At 69.9% G+C, this 17768-nt stretch carries 14 protein-coding genes and 2 pseudogenes; 6 read left to right on the top strand and 10 right to left on the bottom strand.

Annotated elements, in window-relative coordinates:
- From DY245_RS02650 to DY245_RS02630, 4 genes and pseudogenes are all read right to left on the bottom strand, one after another.
- Positions 1 to 951, bottom strand: a pseudogene (locus DY245_RS02650) (hypothetical protein); the annotation flags it as partial.
- Positions 952 to 1166: 215 nt separating this feature from the next.
- Positions 1167 to 1727, bottom strand: a complete 561-nt coding sequence (locus DY245_RS02640) for a DUF6113 family protein (protein WP_128503031.1) — start codon at positions 1725 to 1727, stop codon at positions 1167 to 1169.
- On the bottom strand, positions 1724 to 2737 hold the full coding sequence (mshB, locus tag DY245_RS02635) for an N-acetyl-1-D-myo-inositol-2-amino-2-deoxy-alpha-D-glucopyranoside deacetylase (protein ID WP_128503028.1): 1014 nt from the start codon (positions 2735 to 2737) through the stop codon (positions 1724 to 1726). The genes DY245_RS02640 and mshB overlap by 4 nt, the downstream gene beginning before the upstream one ends.
- 97 nt (positions 2738 to 2834) lie before the next feature.
- Complete coding sequence (locus DY245_RS02630) at positions 2835 to 3029, bottom strand: hypothetical protein (protein ID WP_128503026.1); 195 nt, start codon at positions 3027 to 3029, stop codon at positions 2835 to 2837.
- A gap of 453 nt (positions 3030 to 3482) precedes the next feature.
- Between DY245_RS02630 and DY245_RS02620 the strand changes: the two genes are divergently transcribed.
- Positions 3483 to 5663, top strand: a complete 2181-nt coding sequence (locus DY245_RS02620) for a S9 family peptidase (protein WP_128503024.1) — start codon at positions 3483 to 3485, stop codon at positions 5661 to 5663.
- A 59-nt stretch (positions 5664 to 5722) separates the two neighbouring features.
- On the opposite strand, the gene DY245_RS02615 is transcribed toward DY245_RS02620, so the two are convergent.
- On the bottom strand, positions 5723 to 6847 hold the full coding sequence (locus tag DY245_RS02615; protein WP_128503022.1) for a hypothetical protein: 1125 nt from the start codon (positions 6845 to 6847) through the stop codon (positions 5723 to 5725).
- 488 nt (positions 6848 to 7335) lie between these two features.
- On the opposite strand from DY245_RS02615, the gene DY245_RS02610 reads away from it, so the two are divergent.
- The 5 genes from DY245_RS02610 to DY245_RS02590 all read left to right on the top strand — a co-directional run bounded on the left by DY245_RS02610 (position 7336) and on the right by DY245_RS02590 (position 13608).
- Positions 7336 to 8370 carry an ABC transporter permease gene (locus DY245_RS02610; protein WP_128503020.1) on the top strand — a complete coding sequence of 345 codons (1035 nt, stop codon included), beginning with the start codon at positions 7336 to 7338 and terminating at the stop codon, positions 8368 to 8370.
- Between the two features lie 100 nt (positions 8371 to 8470).
- On the top strand, positions 8471 to 10270 hold the full coding sequence (locus tag DY245_RS02605) for an ABC transporter substrate-binding protein (RefSeq protein WP_128503018.1): 1800 nt from the start codon (positions 8471 to 8473) through the stop codon (positions 10268 to 10270).
- Positions 10271 to 10414: 144 nt separating this feature from the next.
- Positions 10415 to 11386 (top strand): ABC transporter permease, encoded by a 972-nt coding sequence (locus DY245_RS02600; RefSeq protein WP_128503016.1) that lies wholly within the window; start codon positions 10415 to 10417, stop codon positions 11384 to 11386.
- Positions 11387 to 11397: 11 nt separating this feature from the next.
- Positions 11398 to 12459 carry an ABC transporter ATP-binding protein gene (locus DY245_RS02595; protein WP_128503014.1) on the top strand — a complete coding sequence of 354 codons (1062 nt, stop codon included), beginning with the start codon at positions 11398 to 11400 and terminating at the stop codon, positions 12457 to 12459.
- 12 nt (positions 12460 to 12471) lie between these two features.
- A complete protein-coding gene (locus DY245_RS02590) occupies positions 12472 to 13608 on the top strand; it encodes an ABC transporter ATP-binding protein (protein ID WP_128503012.1) in 1137 nt (378 codons plus the stop codon).
- An 89-nt stretch (positions 13609 to 13697) separates the two neighbouring features.
- Here DY245_RS02590 and DY245_RS45720 read toward each other — a convergent pair.
- From DY245_RS45720 to DY245_RS02570, 5 genes and pseudogenes are all read right to left on the bottom strand, one after another.
- Positions 13698 to 14214: pseudogene (locus tag DY245_RS45720) on the bottom strand (oligopeptide/dipeptide ABC transporter ATP-binding protein); the annotation flags it as partial.
- Position 14215: 1 nt separating this feature from the next.
- On the bottom strand, positions 14216 to 14811 hold a 596-nt coding region (locus DY245_RS45715; protein WP_244942792.1), incomplete at its 3' end, for an ATP-binding cassette domain-containing protein.
- On the bottom strand, positions 14798 to 15838 hold the full coding sequence (locus tag DY245_RS02580) for an ABC transporter ATP-binding protein (RefSeq protein ID WP_244942791.1): 1041 nt from the start codon (positions 15836 to 15838) through the stop codon (positions 14798 to 14800). The genes DY245_RS02580 and DY245_RS45715, both read right to left, overlap by 14 nt.
- A gap of 11 nt (positions 15839 to 15849) precedes the next feature.
- Positions 15850 to 16842 carry an ABC transporter permease gene (locus DY245_RS02575; RefSeq protein WP_128503010.1) on the bottom strand — a complete coding sequence of 331 codons (993 nt, stop codon included), beginning with the start codon at positions 16840 to 16842 and terminating at the stop codon, positions 15850 to 15852.
- On the bottom strand, positions 16835 to 17758 hold the full coding sequence (locus DY245_RS02570; protein ID WP_128503008.1) for an ABC transporter permease: 924 nt from the start codon (positions 17756 to 17758) through the stop codon (positions 16835 to 16837). Before DY245_RS02570 ends, DY245_RS02575 begins: the two co-directional genes overlap by 8 nt.
- Positions 17759 to 17768 lie beyond the last annotated feature (10 nt).

Raw genomic sequence — 17768 nt, 5'->3', positions numbered from 1 at the left:
GGGCAGTCCGCCGGCGATCCCGCCGCCGGCACCGAGGCCGCTGCCGGGCCCGGCGAGCGGCGCGGGCGGCTGCGGGGTGAGCTCCGCGGTGTCGTCGCTGATCTGGGGCGTGCCGCCGGTGCCCGCCACGGGGTCGCTGAAGCCGGGCGGGAGGTTGAGCGCGGAGTCCCCGCGGGCCGGCCCGGTCGTCGGGCCGCTCGGGCCGCCGACCGGGGCGTCGAAGGGGCTGTGGTCACGGGCGGGCCCGTTGGGGGCGTCGAACGGCGACGCGCCACCGTGTGCCGCGCCGTCGAACGGCGAGCCGCCGCCCCGCGGGCCGCCGTCGAACGGCGAGGCGCCGCTCTGCCGGGCAGCGCCGTCGAACGGCGAGGCGCCGCCCTGCGGGGCCTGGTTGTCGGAGAAGTACGGCAGATCGGGGCGCTGCGGAGGCGTGGCGCCCGACGGGCCGCGCGGCGGGGTCGCACCGCCCGGCGCTGCCGGCGCCGCATGGGACCCGGTGGTCGACGACTGACCGGCCGCGCCGCTCTGCGGCTTGCGCGGCGCGAACCACTCGCTGGCCTTCTCGGGCCGGCCGCCCGCTGCGGCCTGGTCCGCCGACGCGTCGGGCCGGGGCGTGTTCGCCGTACGCTCCGCGCTCCGCTCGCTGCCGCGGGCGGGCCGGGGCGTGCCCCGGGACCCCCCGGAACCAGCCGATCCGTTCATGCCGGACTCCTCACCGACGGGCTTGCGCACAACGACCGGCGGGATGGGGCGCGACCCCGGAATGTTGATCTTGATCCGCGTCGTCAGCGTGGTCTCGGTTTTGGGCTCCTCCGGCCGCGCCGCCGCACCGGGCGTCAGCGCCTCGTCGGCATCTCCCCTGGGCGAGCCGTACGGCGGCGTCCCGGACGGGTACGCGGCTCCGCCACGGCCCTGGGGGCCGGAGGACGAACTGTCAGATTCACGACTCAAAGCAGGTTCTCCCGGTTGGCTCCGCCGCTCGTCAGAGATGATCCCCGGCCGGAAGCCGGGGGGTGCCCCCAGGGCGGCGCGACGGCGCGCACCACCATACTGTCCGCCGCGGGCGGACACCCGGGGAGCGTACGAACACCGCCGCCACGGGCGAAACCCCGGTACCGGGGCCGATCACCCGCACCTGCGCGGTATCCGTCCCGGTATGGACCACGTCATCCGCCAACTCGGCCGTGTTGTATGCCCGTAGCGCGCATCTGGGCAGCGGTGGCGCAGATCACAGCGACCAGGATGCCGCCCAGGAGGAAGATGTACGACCCGAGCCCCGCACCGAAGAGAAAGTCGCCTTCCGGCCGGACGTCGCTGAGCAGCACGAACACGGTCACCAGCCAGGCCGCGCCGGGCACCAGCACACCCGCCGGCGTGCCGGTCGCCCTGGCACCGCCGTAGAACAGGCCGCCGACGCCGAACAGCGCGAGAATCAACCCGCCCGGGAACCAGGCCGCTTGCACCAGCGTCCCGGCGAACGCGACCAGGACACCCGCGACCAGGAGCAGCACATATATGCCGATCCGTCCCGGCGTCAGCGGTGCGGACAGCGCGGCACCGCCCCTCGGTGTCACGGGAGCGCCGGACCGCGCCTGAGGACGGGCGCCGGACGCACGGCCCGAGCCCGCCCGCGACCGCCCGCCCTTGCCCGAGGGTCCGCCGTTCTTGCCGGTGGCCGCACCGTCTTTCCCGTCACCGGCCGATCCTCCGCCCTTCGCCGTACTCATTCCGCCGCCTCCTCAATCCGGGCACTCTCCTCCATACCCACCATTTCGCCAATACCTGCGAAAAGATCGTCCTCGCGTTCGCCGGCAGCAGCGCCCGAGTCACCGTGCACCAGCAGATAGTGCTCCGTACCGAACAGCGGCTGCCCCAAGTCGTTGGAGAGCGCGAAGAACGGTCCGTCGACCGCGATCTGGGTGTAGTGCGCGCGCATCGCCGCGGCCTTCGCGGCCGCATACGCCGGGTCGCCGGTGATGGACGCCGTCACGTCGGAGTCCGGCACCACCCCCGGCACATCGTCGACGGTGGCGATTCCGGGGAAGCTGTGACCGGTGGCGCGCAGCCGCTCGAAGCCCTCCTCGACCTGGGAACGGGGGTTGCAGTTCCAGTAAATCTTCCCGATCGCATACGCGCTGCCCAGCTCGGGGCGGAAATCCGCCCGCGCGGCGAGCTCGGCGCCGCGCATGGCGACGCGGTGCGCCTGGATGTGGTCGGGGTGGCCGTATCCGCCATTCGGGTCATAGGTGACCAGGACCTGCGGTCGGACCTCGCGGATGACGGCCACCAGATCGGCGGCCGCCTCGTCGAGCGGGGCCTGCCAGAAGGACTTTGGCCGCTCGTTCTGGGGGGCGCCCATCATCCCGGAGTCGCGGTAGCGGCCCGGAGCGCCGAGGAGGCGGTGATCGGTGACGCCGAGCACCTCCATCGCGGCGGCCAGCTCGTCGGCGCGGTACGGGCCCAGGGTGTCGTCGCGGTCCGACGCGAGAGGGGCGAGCTCGGGCGGGATGACCTCGCCCTCCTCGCCGAGCGTGCAGGTCACCAGGGTCACCAGCGCGCCCTCGGCCGCGTACTTGGCCATGGTCACGCCATTGTTGATCGACTCGTCGTCGGGGTGCGCGTGCACCAGCAGGAGACGGCGGGCGGGGATGTCACTGCGATGGGCAGCATCTGCGCCGGGGGCGGTGGCGGCCTGGGGGTACCTCCCAGCGGCAGCTGGGGGAGGGTGGGCGGTCATGCGGACAGCCTACGAGCCGGCCGGTCCGCCTTCACCATGCGATCCCGGCCGCCGGCCGTGCACCCGATCGACGTACGGGTGCCCGGCCGGCAACGGATCAGAGCTTGATATTCCCGAGCATGCTGGCGACGTTCGTCGTCAGCTGCTTGACTGTCGGCGCGATGGACGAGCTGGCCAGATAGAAGCCCAGCAGCATGCAGACAAAGGCATGCGCGGCCTTCAGTCCGGACTTCTTGACCAGCAAGAAGACGATGATCGCCAGCAGCACCACCGCCGAAATCGAGAGTGCCACGGCGGCTCACCTCCAAGTACCTACGGTCCGGACAGAGTTGATGGCGCACGGACCGCCTGCACGGACCGCGCACCGGGGTATGCCAAAGGCTCCTTACCCCGTACCCACTATGCGCAAGGGATCATAACTTTCCGTGCTAGCGCATAAGTCGGAGCACGGAAGCAGAGCGGGGGCGCACACGATCTTCACTAGCGCGACCACAGTGAGCCCGTCCCTCTTCAGCGCCTGTCCGGGCGATCGATGTCGGACCCGGCCCTGATCGGGCGAGCAGGCTCTAGGGTCTGTTCGCCGGGTCAGGGTCGGACAGGCCGCGGCGTCTGGTGCGGTACATCGCAAGGCGCCGGAGCGTCCTCATAGCGGAGCTATGCGGGCGGTTCGGCAACGCAGCGAGGTGCCGTGCCAGACACCGCGGACCCGGCCCTGATCGGGCGAACAGGCCCTAGGCTCGGCCCCATGACCGGACTGCCTTCGTTTCCCCGGCAATATGCCCGTACTCAGCGCTTCACGCTGGGCGCACCGCGCGGCTTCGCGATCTCCCCGGACGGCGCGCGCGTCGTCTTCCTCCGTTCCGGTTCCGGTACCGACCGCAGCCAGCAGCTGTGGGTACTCGACCTGGAAGCGGGCCGGGAGTTCATGGCCGCCGATCCGCAGGCCCTGTTGGCCGGCGCGGAGGAGGACCTTCCCCCGCAGGAGCGGGCCCGCCGCGAGCGCAGCCGGGAGAGCTCGGCCGGCATCGTCGGCTATGCGGCGGACTCCGCCGTGGAGTTGGCGGCGTTCACCCTCTCCGGCCGGCTCTTCGTCTCCGAGCTGCGGGCCGGCACCACACGTGAACTCCCGGTCCACGGGCCGGTGGTGGACCCCCGCCCGTCACCCGACGGCCGGCAGGTGGCCTTTGTGGCGGAGGGCCGGCTGAGGGTGGTCGCGGTGGACGGCGCCACCACGTCGGACGAGGGTGGCGGCGGCCCCGTGGCCGCGGACCGTACGCTGGCCGAGCCCGACGGGCCCGAGGTGACCTGGGGCCTCGCGGAGTTCATCGCCGCCGAGGAGATGGGCCGCTACCGGGGCTTTTGGTGGTCGCCGGACAGCGACGCCGTGCTGGCCGCGCGGGTCGACGAGTCACCGGTGCGCCGCTGGTGGATCTCCGACCCCGCGCATCCGGACCGCGAGCCGGCCCAGGTCGCGTATCCGGCGGCGGGCACCGCCAACGCCGAGGTCACGCTGGCCCTCTTCGGCCTGGACGGTTCGCGCACGGACATCAGCTGGGACACCGCGCGCTACCCCTATCTCGCCCGCGTCCACTGGTCGTCGGCCGGCCCGCCGCTGCTGCTCGTCCAGTCCCGCGACCAGCGTGACCAGCGCTATCTGACCGTCGACACCGCGACCGGCACGACCACCACGGTGCACGAGGACGAGGACGAGGTGTGGGTCGAGCCGTTCCCCGGGGTGCCGGCCTGGACGCCGGACGGCCGGCTGGTGCGGATCGCGGACGAGGGCGGCGCCCGCAAGCTGTTCGTCGGCGACCGGCCGCTGACCGGGGCGCCGCTGCACGTCCGGGCCGTCCTGGACATCGGTGAGGAGGATGTCCTCTTCTCCGCGAGCGGCACCGAGATGCATGACATCGGCGTCTATCGCGCGTGGTTCCGCGGCAGCGGGGACCAGGGCGGCTGGGAGCGGGTGGGCGCGCGCCCGTATCCGACGGTGTCCTCGGCGGTGCGCGGCGGGGCGCTGACCGTGCTGTCCCAGGCGTCGCTGGAGCGGCCGGGCGCCCAGGTGGACGTGGTGCGGCTGGATCCGGACGGCGGCGAGAAGACCCTCGCCACGATCGGTTCGTACGCCGAGCAGCCGACGCTGACCGCCCGGCCGCGCCTCGTACTGGCCGGGGAGCGGGAGATTCCGTGCGCGGTGCTACTGCCCGGCGGATATACGGAGGGCGACGGTCCGCTGCCGGTGCTGCTGGACCCGTACGGCGGTCCGCACGGCCAGCGGGTGGTCGCCGGGCACAATGCCCATCTGACCTCCCAGTGGTTCGCCGACCAGGGGTTCGCGGTGATCGTCGCGGACGGCCGGGGCACCCCGGGCCGCTCCCCCGCATGGGAGAAGGCGGTCTCCCGCCGTATCGCCGGGGTCGCGCTGGACGACCAGGTCCATGCGCTCCAGGCGTTGGCCGAATCCTTTCCCCTGGACCTGACGCGGGTGGCCATCCGCGGCTGGTCCTTCGGCGGCTATCTCGCGGCGCTGGCCGCGCTGCGCCGCCCCGATGTCTTCCACGCGGCGGTGGTGGGCGCACCGGTGACCGACCTGCGGCTGTACGACACCCACTATCAGGAGCGGTACCTCGGCCACCCGGACGAGGAGCCGGCGGTCTACGCCGAGAACTCGCTGATCACGGACGAAGGGCTGTCCGGAGCGGTGGAGCCGCACCGTCCGATGCTGATCGTGCACGGCCTCGCGGACGACAACGTGGTGGTGGCGCACTCGCTGCGGCTGTCCTCGGCACTGCTGGCGGCGGGCCGCCCGCACGAGGTGCTGCCGCTGTCCGGGGTGACCCATATGACGCCCCAGGAACAGGTGGCCGAAAACCTGCTGCTGCTCCAGGTCGACTTCCTCAAGCGGTCGCTGGGGATGCCGTCCTGATACGGCGGTGCCTCGCCGGAACCGCGGAGCCCGTCCCAGGAGCCTGCTGACGGGCCCGCTCACCAGCCCGGCGGGAGCGTGGACGGCGGGGGCGGGGCGTGCGGTGGCCGCGCCTCGCCCGGGGCGGAGCCGTACGCCCGCACCCCGTCCGCGCTCCCTGAGAGGCCGGGTACGCCGGGCCGGGCCGCCACGATCAGCGCGGCCAGCCCGGCGGCCGCCACACCCGCCGCGATGCCCAGCTCCAGCTGGGTCCCGGCAGGCAGCCCCGCGAGGCGGCCGAACTCCCCGGTGCGTACGGCGAGGGTGAGCGCCAGGGCCCCGTGGACGCACAGCAGCGCGCCCGCCGTCATGGCTGCGGGCCTGGCCCAGGAAGCTCGGCGCAGCGCGGCGGCCGCGGCGCCCAGGGCCAGCAGGGCGAGCGCCGCCGACTGCCAGTGCGCCGGGGGCTGCAGCAGGGCGCGGAAGACGGAGGCGTCGCCGAGCAGCCCCTTGCGGTAGCCGTCCGCGCCGAGCCGCACCCGCCGGTGGATCTCCCAGCCTGCGACGGCGAGTCCGGCGGCGCCCAGGAGGAAGGCGGCGGTGCGGGCCGGCCCCTTGTACGGCCGTCCGGGCGGGCCGGGGTCGGCTCCGTACGCCGCCGCGTGGACGACTCCGTACGCCGACGAGGCCCCCTCCGGCAGTCCGTGGGCGAAGCGCCCCGAGTGCCGGCCCGTCCGGCCGCCCGGCTGCCGGCCCGCCGCGACCACCACGGTCAGTACGAGCGCCAGCGCGAGCTGGGCGAGGGCGGTCAGCCGCGCCCACCCCGTGAGGTCCGTATCCAGCCCCTGGAGCCACCCCGCGCCCAGGATCCAGACCAGCGGGGTCCGCAGCAGGAGGGTGGCGGCCGCGACGGAGAGCAGTGCGCCCGCGGCCACGGCGGGGGCGACGGCGGTGCGCAGTGCGGCGATCGCGGTGCCGAGCGCGCCGAGCACCAGCAGCGGGTCGAGCGCCGAGGTGGCCCAGGCGGTGAACTCCCGTGGCCGGCGCGCCTCTCCGAGCCAGCTCCACCAGATGTCCGCGCCGTGCTGGGCGACGGCGAGATCCCGGATGATCCAGCCCGCGCTGAGCAGCGCGAGCAGCAGGCAGACCAGCGCGCCGATGCCGCGTGCACCGCGGGTGAGAACGCTGTCCCGAACCTTGGACACGGCCAGCCCCCCGTCCGTGTCGAAGTACCTGGGTCGTGAAAGGGCGCCCCGGTATACGAGGCGTCCACCGCAGGTCTACTCCTGTCCCGGCCCCGGGACAACACGCCCCGGATGGAGCAGTGGACGAAATCCGCGCAAACGACAACCGGCCGGGTCGCCACCTGGCGTCCCGGCCGGTCCACGGCACCCGCACGGCCGTACGTTGTTCATCATGGCGCGTCCGTATATCGGTGTTGCGACAGTGAAGTTGCCTTCATGTTAAAGCGATTGGTGACGATATGTCCCCCATGCCGTATATCCCGCCCCTCTGTCAAGCACGCCAGGGCGTCAATCTGCGCAATCTTCGCTCAAGAAGTAGACGACCTGTTCGCAAGCACACCCGATCCCCTTGACTCCGCCATAAATCACTTGCGAAAGTCCGCACATCCAGCGGTGCGAATCGGCGCCGCTTCACGTTCCAAGAGAACTCGGCGCGGGGGCACTTCGCGATGACTAGTCCATCCCAGACCGCGGCTACCAAGTCCGACACCCCAGGACTCGGGCCCGAAGGTCTGAAGAAGGAAAAGAAGGGCAAGGGGGGTGCGCTCGTCGGCCGATCCCCCGGCCAATTGATGTGGACGCGCTTCAAACGCGACCGTACCGGCGTGGTCTGCGCGATCGTCGTGCTCGCCTTCTTCGTCATCGCGGCGTTGGCACCGGTGATCGGATCGCTGTACGGCAAGGACCCGTACACTCTCTACGGGAATGAGGACCCCAACCTCCTCGATGAGTTCGGGTACCCCGCCGGCGCCAACGGCGGAATCTCCCCCGAGCACTGGTTCGGCATCGAACCGTCCCTCGGCCGCGATGTGTTCATGCAGCTGATCTACGGCATGCGGATGTCGCTCGGCATCTCCGTCGCGGTGACCATCCTGACCGTGATCACCGGCATTCTCATCGGCGTGACGGCCGGCTATGTCGGCGGCAAGGCCGACTACTTCCTGAGCCGCGTGATCGACTTCCTGCTGGCCTTCCCGAGCCAGCTGACCTTCGTGGCCTTCATGCCGGTCGTGGTGGCGCTGTTCGTGCCCCCGGGCGACGAGACGCCGACCTATGTGCGGGTCTGCGCGCTGATCATCGTGCAGTGGTTCCTGGGCTGGATGGGTCTTGCGCGACTGCTCCGAGGACAGGTGCTCTCCCTGCGGGAGCGGGAATTCGTCGAGGCCGCGAAGATCACCGGCGCCTCTCCCTGGCGGATCATCCGCAAGGAACTGCTGCCGAATGTCGTCACTCCGGTGCTGGTGCAGAGCACCTACATGCTGCCGCTCTTCGTGACCGCAGAGGCGGGCCTGTCCTTCCTCGGCGTCGGCATCATCGAACCGACCCCCGACTGGGGCCGGCTGTTCCAGGCGGGCGCCCGTTACTACGAGAACGACCCCTCCTTCCTGCTCTTCCCCGCCGTGGCCATGCTGATCTTCGTGCTGTGCTTCAACCTGCTCGGAGACTCGGTACGCGACGCCTTCGATCCCAAGTCCGGGCGCTGACCGTCCGCTTGAGGGGGGCTTGCTGTCACCCCTGCCGGGCCTGCCCGGGACGTCAGACAGCACATCTGGACACCAACTGACAGGCAGGTACTTGGAACTCATGAACGCACTTTCTACGCGCAGAGCACGCGCGGTGATCGTGGCCCTCGCGGCCGGTTCACTCGCGCTCACCGGCTGCAGCAGCGGCGGCAGCTCCGGCAAGGACAAGTCGCAGACGGACGCCGACGCCGCGGCCCAGGCCAAGGCGATCCCGATGGGCACCGCCGCCGACTCCACCGGACCGGCGGTCGCCGTCAAGGGCGCCCACTCCGGTGGCACCATCCGCGTGTACCAGCGTGACAGCTTCAACCACCTGGACCCGGGCCAGATGTACGTCAGCGACATGAAGGCGCTGTCGCAGCTGATCTTCCGCGGGCTGACCAGCTTCAAGCAGGACGACAAGGGCAACGCGAAGGTGGTCGGCGACCTCGCCACCGACGCCGGCCAGATGTCCGACGGCGGCAAGACCTGGAAGTACACGCTCAAGGACGGCATCAAGTTCGAGGACGGCAAGCCGATCACCTCGAAGGACATCCGTCACTCCATAGAGCGGCTGTACGCCAAGTTCATCACCGACGGTCCGACCTACATCCAGACCTGGCTGTCGGGCGCCGGCACGACCTACCGCAAGGCGCTGCCGGACGGTCCGTACAAGGGCGACCACCTGCCCAAGAGCGTGCTGGACACCCCGGACGAGAAGACCGTCATCTTCCACTTCAAGCAGCCGCAGTCGCAGCTGCCGTACGCGCTGACGATGCCGGGCTACAGCGTGGTCCCGGACAGCGCCAAGGACACCAAGGACGCCTACGACGTGGCGCCGGTGACCTCCGGCCCGTACAAGATCGCGTCGTTCAAGTCCGGCAAGTCCATGTCGCTGGTGCGGAACAAGAACTGGGACCCGAAGACGGACCCGATGCGCACCGCGTACCCGGACGGCTACAACTTCACCTTCAACCACCAGGCGTCGGACTCCACCAAGCGCCTGATGGCCGACCAGGGTGAGGCCAAGAACGCGGTGAGCCTCACCAACTCGGTCGACCCCACGCTGACGAAGAACGTGCTGGACAACCCGAGCGCGAGCAAGCGCCTGGTGCAGGGCTACCAGCCCTACGTCTGGCAGATGAACTTCAACATGGACCGCATCAAGGACAAGAAGATCCGCGATGCGATCACCTACGCGCTGCCGAACCAGCAGATCGTCCGGGTCAACGGCGGCAGCTACGGCGGTGAGATCGCCGGCGGTCTGCTCGCCCCGACCGTCGCGGGCTACAAGAAGGGCTACGACCCCTACGGCAAGCTGACGCACCCCAACGGCGAGCCGGAGAAGGCCAAGAAGCTCCTCAAGGAGGCCGGCAAGACGGGCATGAAGCTCGTCTACGCCTACTCCAACACCGAGGCGCGCCAGAAGGAAGCCGTCGTCATCGAGGACGCGCTGACCAAGGCCGGCTTCGACGTGCAGAAGAAGGAGGTCGACGCCGCCTCCTGGTACGAGCAGATGGGCAAGGTCGACAACGGCTTCGACATCTACATGACCGGCTGGGGCCAGGACTGGCCGGACGCCTCGACCGTGATCCCGCCGTCGTACGACGGCACCACGATCCAGGACGGCGCCTCGAACTACTCCCACGTCAACGACAAGCACGTGAACTCCGAGATCGCCCGCATCTCCAAGATCACGGACGTCGCCAAGGCGACCGAGGAGTGGCAGAAGCTGCACCAGTACATCGTGGAGAAGGTCAACCCGGCCGCGCCGGTCTTCTACACCAAGGTGCTCCAGCTGTACGGCTCGAACGTCGGTGGCGCCCGGTACAACCTGGACGTCAGCTACCTCGACCCGAACACCCTGTTCCTGAAGAAGTAGTGGTAGCGACCACTTCAGGAACAGACCTCGTCTGACGAAGGCACTCCGGACGGCGCGCACACGGCGGAACGCGCGCCCTCCGGGGCCTTTGCCCGCCACCCCTCACGCCCACTGCCGCCGCCGTCCTGAGAGCAGCGAACTGCCATGCTTCAATTCCTACTTCGCCGGACGTTCGGCGCTGTTGTCATCCTTCTCCTGCTCAGTGCCTTCACCTTCTTCGTGTTCTTCGGTGCCGGTGACCCGGCCGCGATGTCCTGCGGAAAGAACTGCACCGCGGACAACATCGCGCTGATCCACCAGAACCTCGGCCTCGACAAGCCCCTGCCGACGCAGTTCTGGGACTTCCTCGTCGGCATCTTCGCCGGCCGTGACTACTCCATCGGCCACTGCAGCGCGCCCTGCTTCGGCTACTCCTTCGCCACCAAGCAGGACGTCTGGTCGACGCTGATCGACCGGCTGCCCACCACCGCCTCGCTGGCCATCGGCGGCGCCGCGGTGTTCCTGACCGTGGGTCTCGGTACCGGCCTGCTCGCCGCCTACAAGCGCGGCTCGTTCCTGGACAAGGCGCTGACCTCCGTCTCGATGGTGCTGAGCTCGGCCCAGATCTACATCCTCGGCCCGATCGCGCTGGGCCTCTTCGTCTACAGCGGTCTCATGGACTCGCCCAAGTACGTGGAGTTCACCTCCAACCCCGCGGGCTGGTTCATGGGGCTGCTGCTCCCCTGGCTCGTGATGGCGACGATCTTCACCGCGCAGTACACCCGTATGTCCCGCTCGACGATGATCGAGCAGCTGCAGGAAGAGCACGTCCGGACGGCCAAGGCCAAGGGCATGTCCAGCTCGTACGTCTTCATGCGCTACGCCTGGCGCGGTTCGCTGATCCCCATCGTGACCATCCTCGGCATGGACCTGAGCTCGCTGTTCGGCGGCGCCATGATCACCGAGTTCACCTTCCAGCTGGCCGGGGTCGGCCGGCTCGCGATCGACTCCGTCATCACCCTGGATCTGCCCATGGTCCTGGGCGTGCTGGTCTTCAGCGCCGCCCTGATCCTGGTGTTCAACATCATCGTGGATGCGACGTACGCCTTCATCGACCCGCGCGTGCGCCTGTCCTAGGAGAGCCTGAAGTGACCACACTCACCAAGACCGAAGGCACCACAGTGCCGGCCGGGTCCGACCCGTTCCTGTCCGTTCGTGACCTGCATGTGCGGTTCTCCACCGAGGACGGCATCGTCAAGGCGGTCGACGGTCTCTCCTTCGATCTGGAGCGCGGCCAGACACTCGGCATCGTCGGCGAATCAGGCTCCGGCAAGTCGGTGACCAACCTCGCGATCCTGGGGCTGCACAACCCGAAGGCCACCGAGATCAGCGGGGAAATCGTCCTGGACGGCCAGGAGTTGACCGGAGCCAGGGAGAAGACCCTGGAAAAGCTCCGCGGCAACAAGATGGCCATGATCTTCCAGGACGCGCTCACCGCGCTGTCGCCGTACTACACGGTCGGCCGGCAGATCGCGGAACCGTTCATGAAGCACACCGGCGCCAGCAAGCGCGAGGGCCGGCAGCGCGCCATCGAGATGCTGACCAAGGTCGGTATTCCGCAGCCGACTCTGCGGGTGGACGACTATCCGCACCAGTTCTCCGGCGGTATGCGCCAGCGCGCCATGATCGCCATGTCGCTGGTCTGCAACCCCCAGCTGCTGATCGCCGACGAGCCGACCACCGCCCTGGACGTCACCGTCCAGGCGCAGATCCTCGACCTTCTCAAGGACCTCCAGCAGGAGTTCGGTTCCGCGATCATCCTGATCACCCATGACCTCGGCGTGGTCGCCAACACGGCGGACGACCTGCTGGTGATGTACGCGGGCCGGGCCGTCGAGCGCGGCTCCGTCAAGGAGATCCTCACCCAGCCCCGGCACCCGTACACCTGGGGCCTGCTGAGCTCCATGCCGCGGCTCTCCTCGGACGTCAGCGAGGCGCTGCACCCGATCCCCGGCTCCCCGCCGAGCCTGCTCAACCCGCCCTCCGGCTGCGCCTTCAACCCGCGCTGTGGCTTCACCGGCGAGGTCGGCGGTACACGCTGCACCGACGAGCGGCCGCTGCTGGAGCTGGGGCGCGCCGCCGCGTGCCACCTGAGCGGCGAGCAGAAGCAGACCCTCTTCACCGAGCAGATCAAGCCCCGGCTGGGCTAGGGAGCGACCACCATGACAGACAACGTCACCCTCCCGGCGCCTCGCGACGCCGCGCCCACGCCGGGCGAGCCGCTGCTCACCGCCGAGGGCCTCACCAAGCATTTCCCGATCTACGGCGGCTTCCCGTTCAAGCGGAAGGTCGGCGCGGTCCAGGCGGTCGACGGCGTCGACCTGACCGTGCACGCCGGTGAGAGCTTCGGTCTGGTCGGTGAGTCGGGCTGCGGCAAGTCCACCACCGGGCGGCTGCTCACCCGGCTCATGGAGCCGACCTCCGGCAAGATCACGTACGCGGGTCAGGACATCACGCACGCCGGCCGCAAGGAACTGGCGCCGGTCCGCTCCGAGATCCAGATGATCTTCCAGGACCCGTATGCCTCGCTCAACCCGCGGCAGACCGTCGGCAGCATCATCGGCGGCCCGATGGAGATCAACGGGATCAACCCGCCCGGTGGCCGGGAGAAGCGGATCCGCGAGCTCCTGGAGACCGTGGGTCTCAACCCGGAGCACTACAACCGCTTCCCGCACGAGTTCTCCGGCGGCCAGCGGCAGCGCATCGGCGTGGCCCGCGCGCTCGCGCTGGAGCCGAAGCTGATCGTCGCCGACGAGCCGGTCTCCGCGCTCGATGTCTCCATCCAGGCGCAGGTCGTCAACCTGCTCCAGAAGCTCCAGCGCGAGCTGGGCATCGCGTTCCTGTTCATCGCCCACGACCTGGCGATCGTGCGGCACTTCAGCGAGCGCGTCGCGGTGATGTACCTCGGCAAGATCGTCGAGGTCGGATCCCGCGACGACATCTACAACCGGCCGCGCCACCCGTACACCCACGCCCTGCTCTCGGCGGTGCCCGAGGCCAAGCTGGTGGAGAACGACGAGGAGGACCGCGAGCGGATCCGCCTGGCCGGTGACGTCCCCTCCCCCGTCAACCCGCCCTCCGGCTGCCGGTTCCGTACGCGGTGCTGGAAGGCGCAGGACAAGTGCGCGACCGAGGAGCCGCCGCTCCTCCAGCTCACCGGCAACGAGGCCGGCCACCTCACGGCCTGCCACTTCCCCGAGGAGCCGACGACCGCGGCCCGCGACGAGGACATCATCCTCGACCCGGCCCTGGCGGCCATCGAGGAGGCGGCGGCCGACCGGTCCGACAAGACCGCCTAGCCGGCCGCGACCGCCCCGCCCGGAGCCCGCTTCCCCCTACGGGGAGCGGGCTCCGGCCTTTGTGCGCCCGCGGACCTCCTACCGTGGCGCTACTCCGTCGGCACCACATGCCGCTCCTCCGCGAAGTGGCAGGCGGAGGCGTGATGGGCCGGGCCCTTTGCGTCGTGGAAGGCGGTGGGTACTTCCAGGGGTGGGACGACCTCGGCGCACAGCTGCTGGGCCTTCCAGCAGCGGGTGCGGAAGGGGCAGCCGGAGGGCGGGTTGGCGGGTGAGGGGACGTCGCCCGCGAGCAGGATCCGGTCGCGGTGGGCGCGGGCGTCCGGGTCGGGGACGGGGACGGCGGAGAGCAGGGCCTGGGTGTAGGGGTGGGTGGGGTGGTCGTAGATCTGCTCCTCGGTGCCGATCTCGGCGAGCCGGCCCAGGTACATCACCGCGATGCGGTCGGAGATATGCCGTACGACGGACAGATCGTGGGCGATGAAGATATAGGAGAGATCGAAGTCGTTCTGCAACTGCTCCAGGAGATTGACCACTTGGGCCTGGACCGAGACATCGAGCGCGGAGACCGGCTCGTCGGCGACGATGATCTCCGGGCGCAGGGCGAGGNTCGAGCGCGGAGACCGGCTCGTCGGCGACGATGATCTCCGGGCGCAGGGCGAGGCCACGGGCGATGCCGATGCGCTGGCGCTGGCCGCCGGAGAACTGGTGCGGATAGCGGTTGATGTACTCGGGGTTGAGCCCGACCACGTCCAGGAGTTCCTGGACCTTGCGGCGGCGGTCTCCCTTAGGGGCCACCTCGGGGTGGATCTCGTACGGCTCGCCGATGATGTCGCCGACCGTCATCCGGGGATTCAGGGAGGTGTAGGGGTCCTGGAAGACCATCTGGATGTTGCGGCGTACGGACCTCATCGCCCGTCCCGAGAGCCGGGTGATGTCCTCGCCGTGGTAGCGGATCCGGCCCGCCGTCGGTCGCTCCAGGCCGACCAGCAGCTTGGCGACGGTGGACTTCCCGCAGCCCGATTCACCGACGATGCCGAGGGTTTCGCCCTTGCGGAGGTCGAAGGAGACACCGTCGACGGCCTTGACCGCGCCCACCTGCTTGCGGAAGAGCACCCCTTGGGTGAGCGGGAAGTGTTTGACCAGGTCGCGGACTTCGAGGATGGGTTCGCCGAGGGGCCGTCCGCCGCCGTCATCGTGCGCCATCGAGGGTCTCCTTCCAGAAGTGGCAGGCGCTGGCCCGGCCGGGCCCGGCCTCGTAGAGCGGCGGAAGGTCGGTCCGGCAGATGTCCTGGGCCAGGGGGCAGCGGGGGTTGAAGGGGCAGCCCGGGGGGATGGCGGTCAGATTGGGCGGCAGGCCCTTGATCGCGTACAGCCGTTGTCCCTTGTGGTCCAGCCGCGGGATGGAGTCCAGCAGGCCGCGGGTGTACGGGTGGGCGGGCGCCTTGTAGAGCTGGTGGACGGGTGCGGTCTCGACGATCCGGCCCGCGTACATCACCGCGATCGTGTCGGCGACATCCGCGACCACGCCCAGATCATGGGTGATCAGAATCAGCCCCATGGTGAGCTCGCGCTGCAGCTCCGCCAGCAGATCCATCACCTGTGCCTGGACGGTGACGTCCAGCGCCGTGGTCGGTTCGTCCGCGATGATCAGGTCGGGGCCGAGGGCCAGCGCCATCGCGATCATGATGCGTTGGCGCATACCGCCGGAGAACTGGTGCGGATAGTCCCCCACCCGCTCCCTGGCCGCGGGGATGCCGACCCGCTCCATCAGCTCCACGGCCCTGCCACGGGCCTCCTTACGGGACATCCCCTCGTGGACCCGGAACATCTCCCCCAGCTGCGCGCCGACGCTGAGCACCGGGTTCAGCGAGGACAGCGCGTCCTGGAAGATCATGGCCATCTTCGCGCCGCGGACCTTGCGCCGCTCGTCCTTGCGCAGCTTGAGCAGATCGCGCCCCTGGAAGAGGACCTCGCCGCCGGTCACGAACCCGGGCGGCGAGTCGAGAATGCCCATCACGGCCTGCGCGGTGACGGATTTGCCGGAGCCGGACTCCCCGAGCACCGCCAGCGTCTGCCCCGGCTCCACCCGGAAGCTGACGCCGTTGACGGCCTTCGCCACGCCGTCCCGGGTACGGAACTCCACCCGCAGGTCCCGCACGTCGAGCAGGGCCGTGTCCGCCGTGGCCGTGCCCCTTGCCACGCCCGTGGGCCGCCCGTCCTCGTCCGTCATCGTCCCGCTCCTCAGCGCAGCTTGGGGTCGAGGGCGTCGCGCACCGCGTCGCCGAGCATGATGAACGCCAGCACCGTGATGCTCAGCGCGCCCGCCGGCCACAGCAGCATGTGCGGCGCGCTGCGGATGTAGGTGGAGGCCGTGGAGATATCGATGCCCCAGGAGACGGTGGGCGGCTTGAGGCCCGCTCCCAGGTAGGACAGCGTCGCCTCCAGCGCGATGTACGTACCGAGCGCGATGGTGGCGACGACGATGACCGGGGCGACGGCGTTCGGTGCGATATGCCGCAGCAGCAGCCGCCCGTTGCCGGCGCCCAGCGCCCGCGCGGCCTGGACGTAGTCGTTCTGTTTGGCGGTGACGACGGAGCCGCGGGCGATCCGGGAGACCTGCGGCCAGCCGAGCAGCACGATGAAGCCGACCACCGGCCAGACCGTGGTGCTGACGACGACGGAGAGGAAGACCAGGCCGCCGAGGATCACCGGGATGCCGAAGAAGATATCGGCGAGCCGGGAGAGCAGGGAGTCCCACCAGCCGCCGAAGAAGCCGGCCATCCCGCCCAGCAGGCTGCCGAGCAGCGCGGCGCCGGCCGTGGCGCAGACGCCGACGGTGATGGAGGCGCGCGCCCCGTAGACCACCCGGGTGTAGACGTCCCGGCCCTGGGTGTCGAAGCCGAAGGGGTGGCCGGGCTGGGGTCCCTGCTGCGCCTTGGCCAGGTCCGCGCGGTAGGGGTTGCCGGTGGCGATCAGCTGCGGCCAGATCGCGATGATCACCAGGAAGACGATGACCAGGGCGGAGAGCACAAAGACCGGGTTGCGGCGCAGATCGTGCCAGGCGTCGCTCCACAGGCTGCGCGGTTTGCCCAGGGGCACTCCGGCGGGTGGCCCGGCGCCGGGCGGTGCGGCGCCCGGCCGGCGCTCCAGCGACTCCGCCTCGCCGATGGCCAGTGCGGCCGAGCCGCCGTCGCCGTGGCCGATGGCTTCCTTGGGTACGTAGGACTCAGGCATAGCGGATCCTCGGGTCGAGGACGGCGTACAGCAGGTCGACGAGGAGATTGGCGAGGAGGAAGACCAGCACCAGGATCGTCACAAAGCCCACGACGGTCGGCGAATTCTGCCGCAGGATTCCCTGGTAGAGCTGGAACCCGACGCCATGGATATTGAAAATGCGCTCGGTGACGATCGCGCCGCCCATCAGGGCGCCGATATCCGTGCCGATGAAGGTGACGACCGGGATCAGCGAATTGCGCAGCAGATGCCGGGTGATGACGCGGCGTTGGGGCAGGCCCTTCGCGATGGCCGTACGGACGTAGTCGGCGTGGGCGTTCTCCGCGATGGAGGTACGGGTCAGCCGGGTCACATAGGCGAGCGAGACCAGCGCCAGCACCAGCCCCGGCAGCAGGAGTTCGTTCCAGGGCGCTTCCGGTGCGACGGACGGCGCGGCCCAGCCCCACCGCACACCGAACACGAATTGCAGCAGATAGCCGCTGACGAATGTCGGGATGGACACCACGATGAGGGAGAGGAGCAGCACCGAGGTGTCGATGCCCCGCCCGCGCCGCAGTCCGCTGAACACTCCCAGCACGATGCCCACCACCATTTCGATGACGATGGCGACGATGGTCAGCCGTAGCGTGACGGGAAAGGCCGAGGCCATCAGCTCGGTGACCGACTGGCCGTTGAACGCGGTCCCGAAGTTCCCCTGGAAGATCTGCCCCATGTAGTGCAGATATTGCTGCCACAGCGGGTGGTCGAGGTAGAGGTCGCGGCGGATCTGCGCGGCGGTGGCGGGGTCGGGTGCCCGGTCGCCGAACATCGCGGCCACGGGGTCGCCCAGCGCGTACACCATGAAGAAGATCAGGAATGTGCTGCCGATGAACACCGGGACCATCTGGAGCAGCCGCCGGATCACATAGCGTCCCATGAAGCCCAAC

It is taken from the genome of Streptomyces inhibens, assembly GCF_003389455.1.
Classification (GTDB): Bacteria; Actinomycetota; Actinomycetes; order Streptomycetales; family Streptomycetaceae; genus Streptomyces; species Streptomyces inhibens.
Note: the sequence above shows the minus strand (reverse complement) of the source record. Positions and strands in the feature narration are given on the sequence as shown.

Bases quoted from the DNA above. Each gene is read 5' to 3' on its own strand.
- DY245_RS02570 (WP_128503008.1), bottom strand. From the start codon at position 17,758: ATGGGACGCTATGTGATCCGGCGGCTGCTCCAGATGGTCCCGGTGTTC.
- DY245_RS02600 (WP_128503016.1), top strand. From the start codon at position 10,415: ATGCTTCAATTCCTACTTCGCCGGACGTTCGGCGCTGTTGTCATCCTT.
- DY245_RS02640 (WP_128503031.1), bottom strand. From the start codon at position 1,727: ATGAGTACGGCGAAGGGCGGAGGATCGGCCGGTGACGGGAAAGACGGT.
- DY245_RS02605 (WP_128503018.1), top strand. From the start codon at position 8,471: ATGAACGCACTTTCTACGCGCAGAGCACGCGCGGTGATCGTGGCCCTC.
- DY245_RS02620 (WP_128503024.1), top strand. From the start codon at position 3,483: ATGACCGGACTGCCTTCGTTTCCCCGGCAATATGCCCGTACTCAGCGC.
- DY245_RS02575 (WP_128503010.1), bottom strand. From the start codon at position 16,842: ATGCCTGAGTCCTACGTACCCAAGGAAGCCATCGGCCACGGCGACGGC.
- DY245_RS02590 (WP_128503012.1), top strand. From the start codon at position 12,472: ATGACAGACAACGTCACCCTCCCGGCGCCTCGCGACGCCGCGCCCACG.
- mshB (WP_128503028.1), bottom strand. From the start codon at position 2,737: ATGACCGCCCACCCTCCCCCAGCTGCCGCTGGGAGGTACCCCCAGGCC.
- DY245_RS02580 (WP_244942791.1), bottom strand. From the start codon at position 15,838: ATGACGGACGAGGACGGGCGGCCCACGGGCGTGGCAAGGGGCACGGCC.
- DY245_RS02610 (WP_128503020.1), top strand. From the start codon at position 7,336: ATGACTAGTCCATCCCAGACCGCGGCTACCAAGTCCGACACCCCAGGA.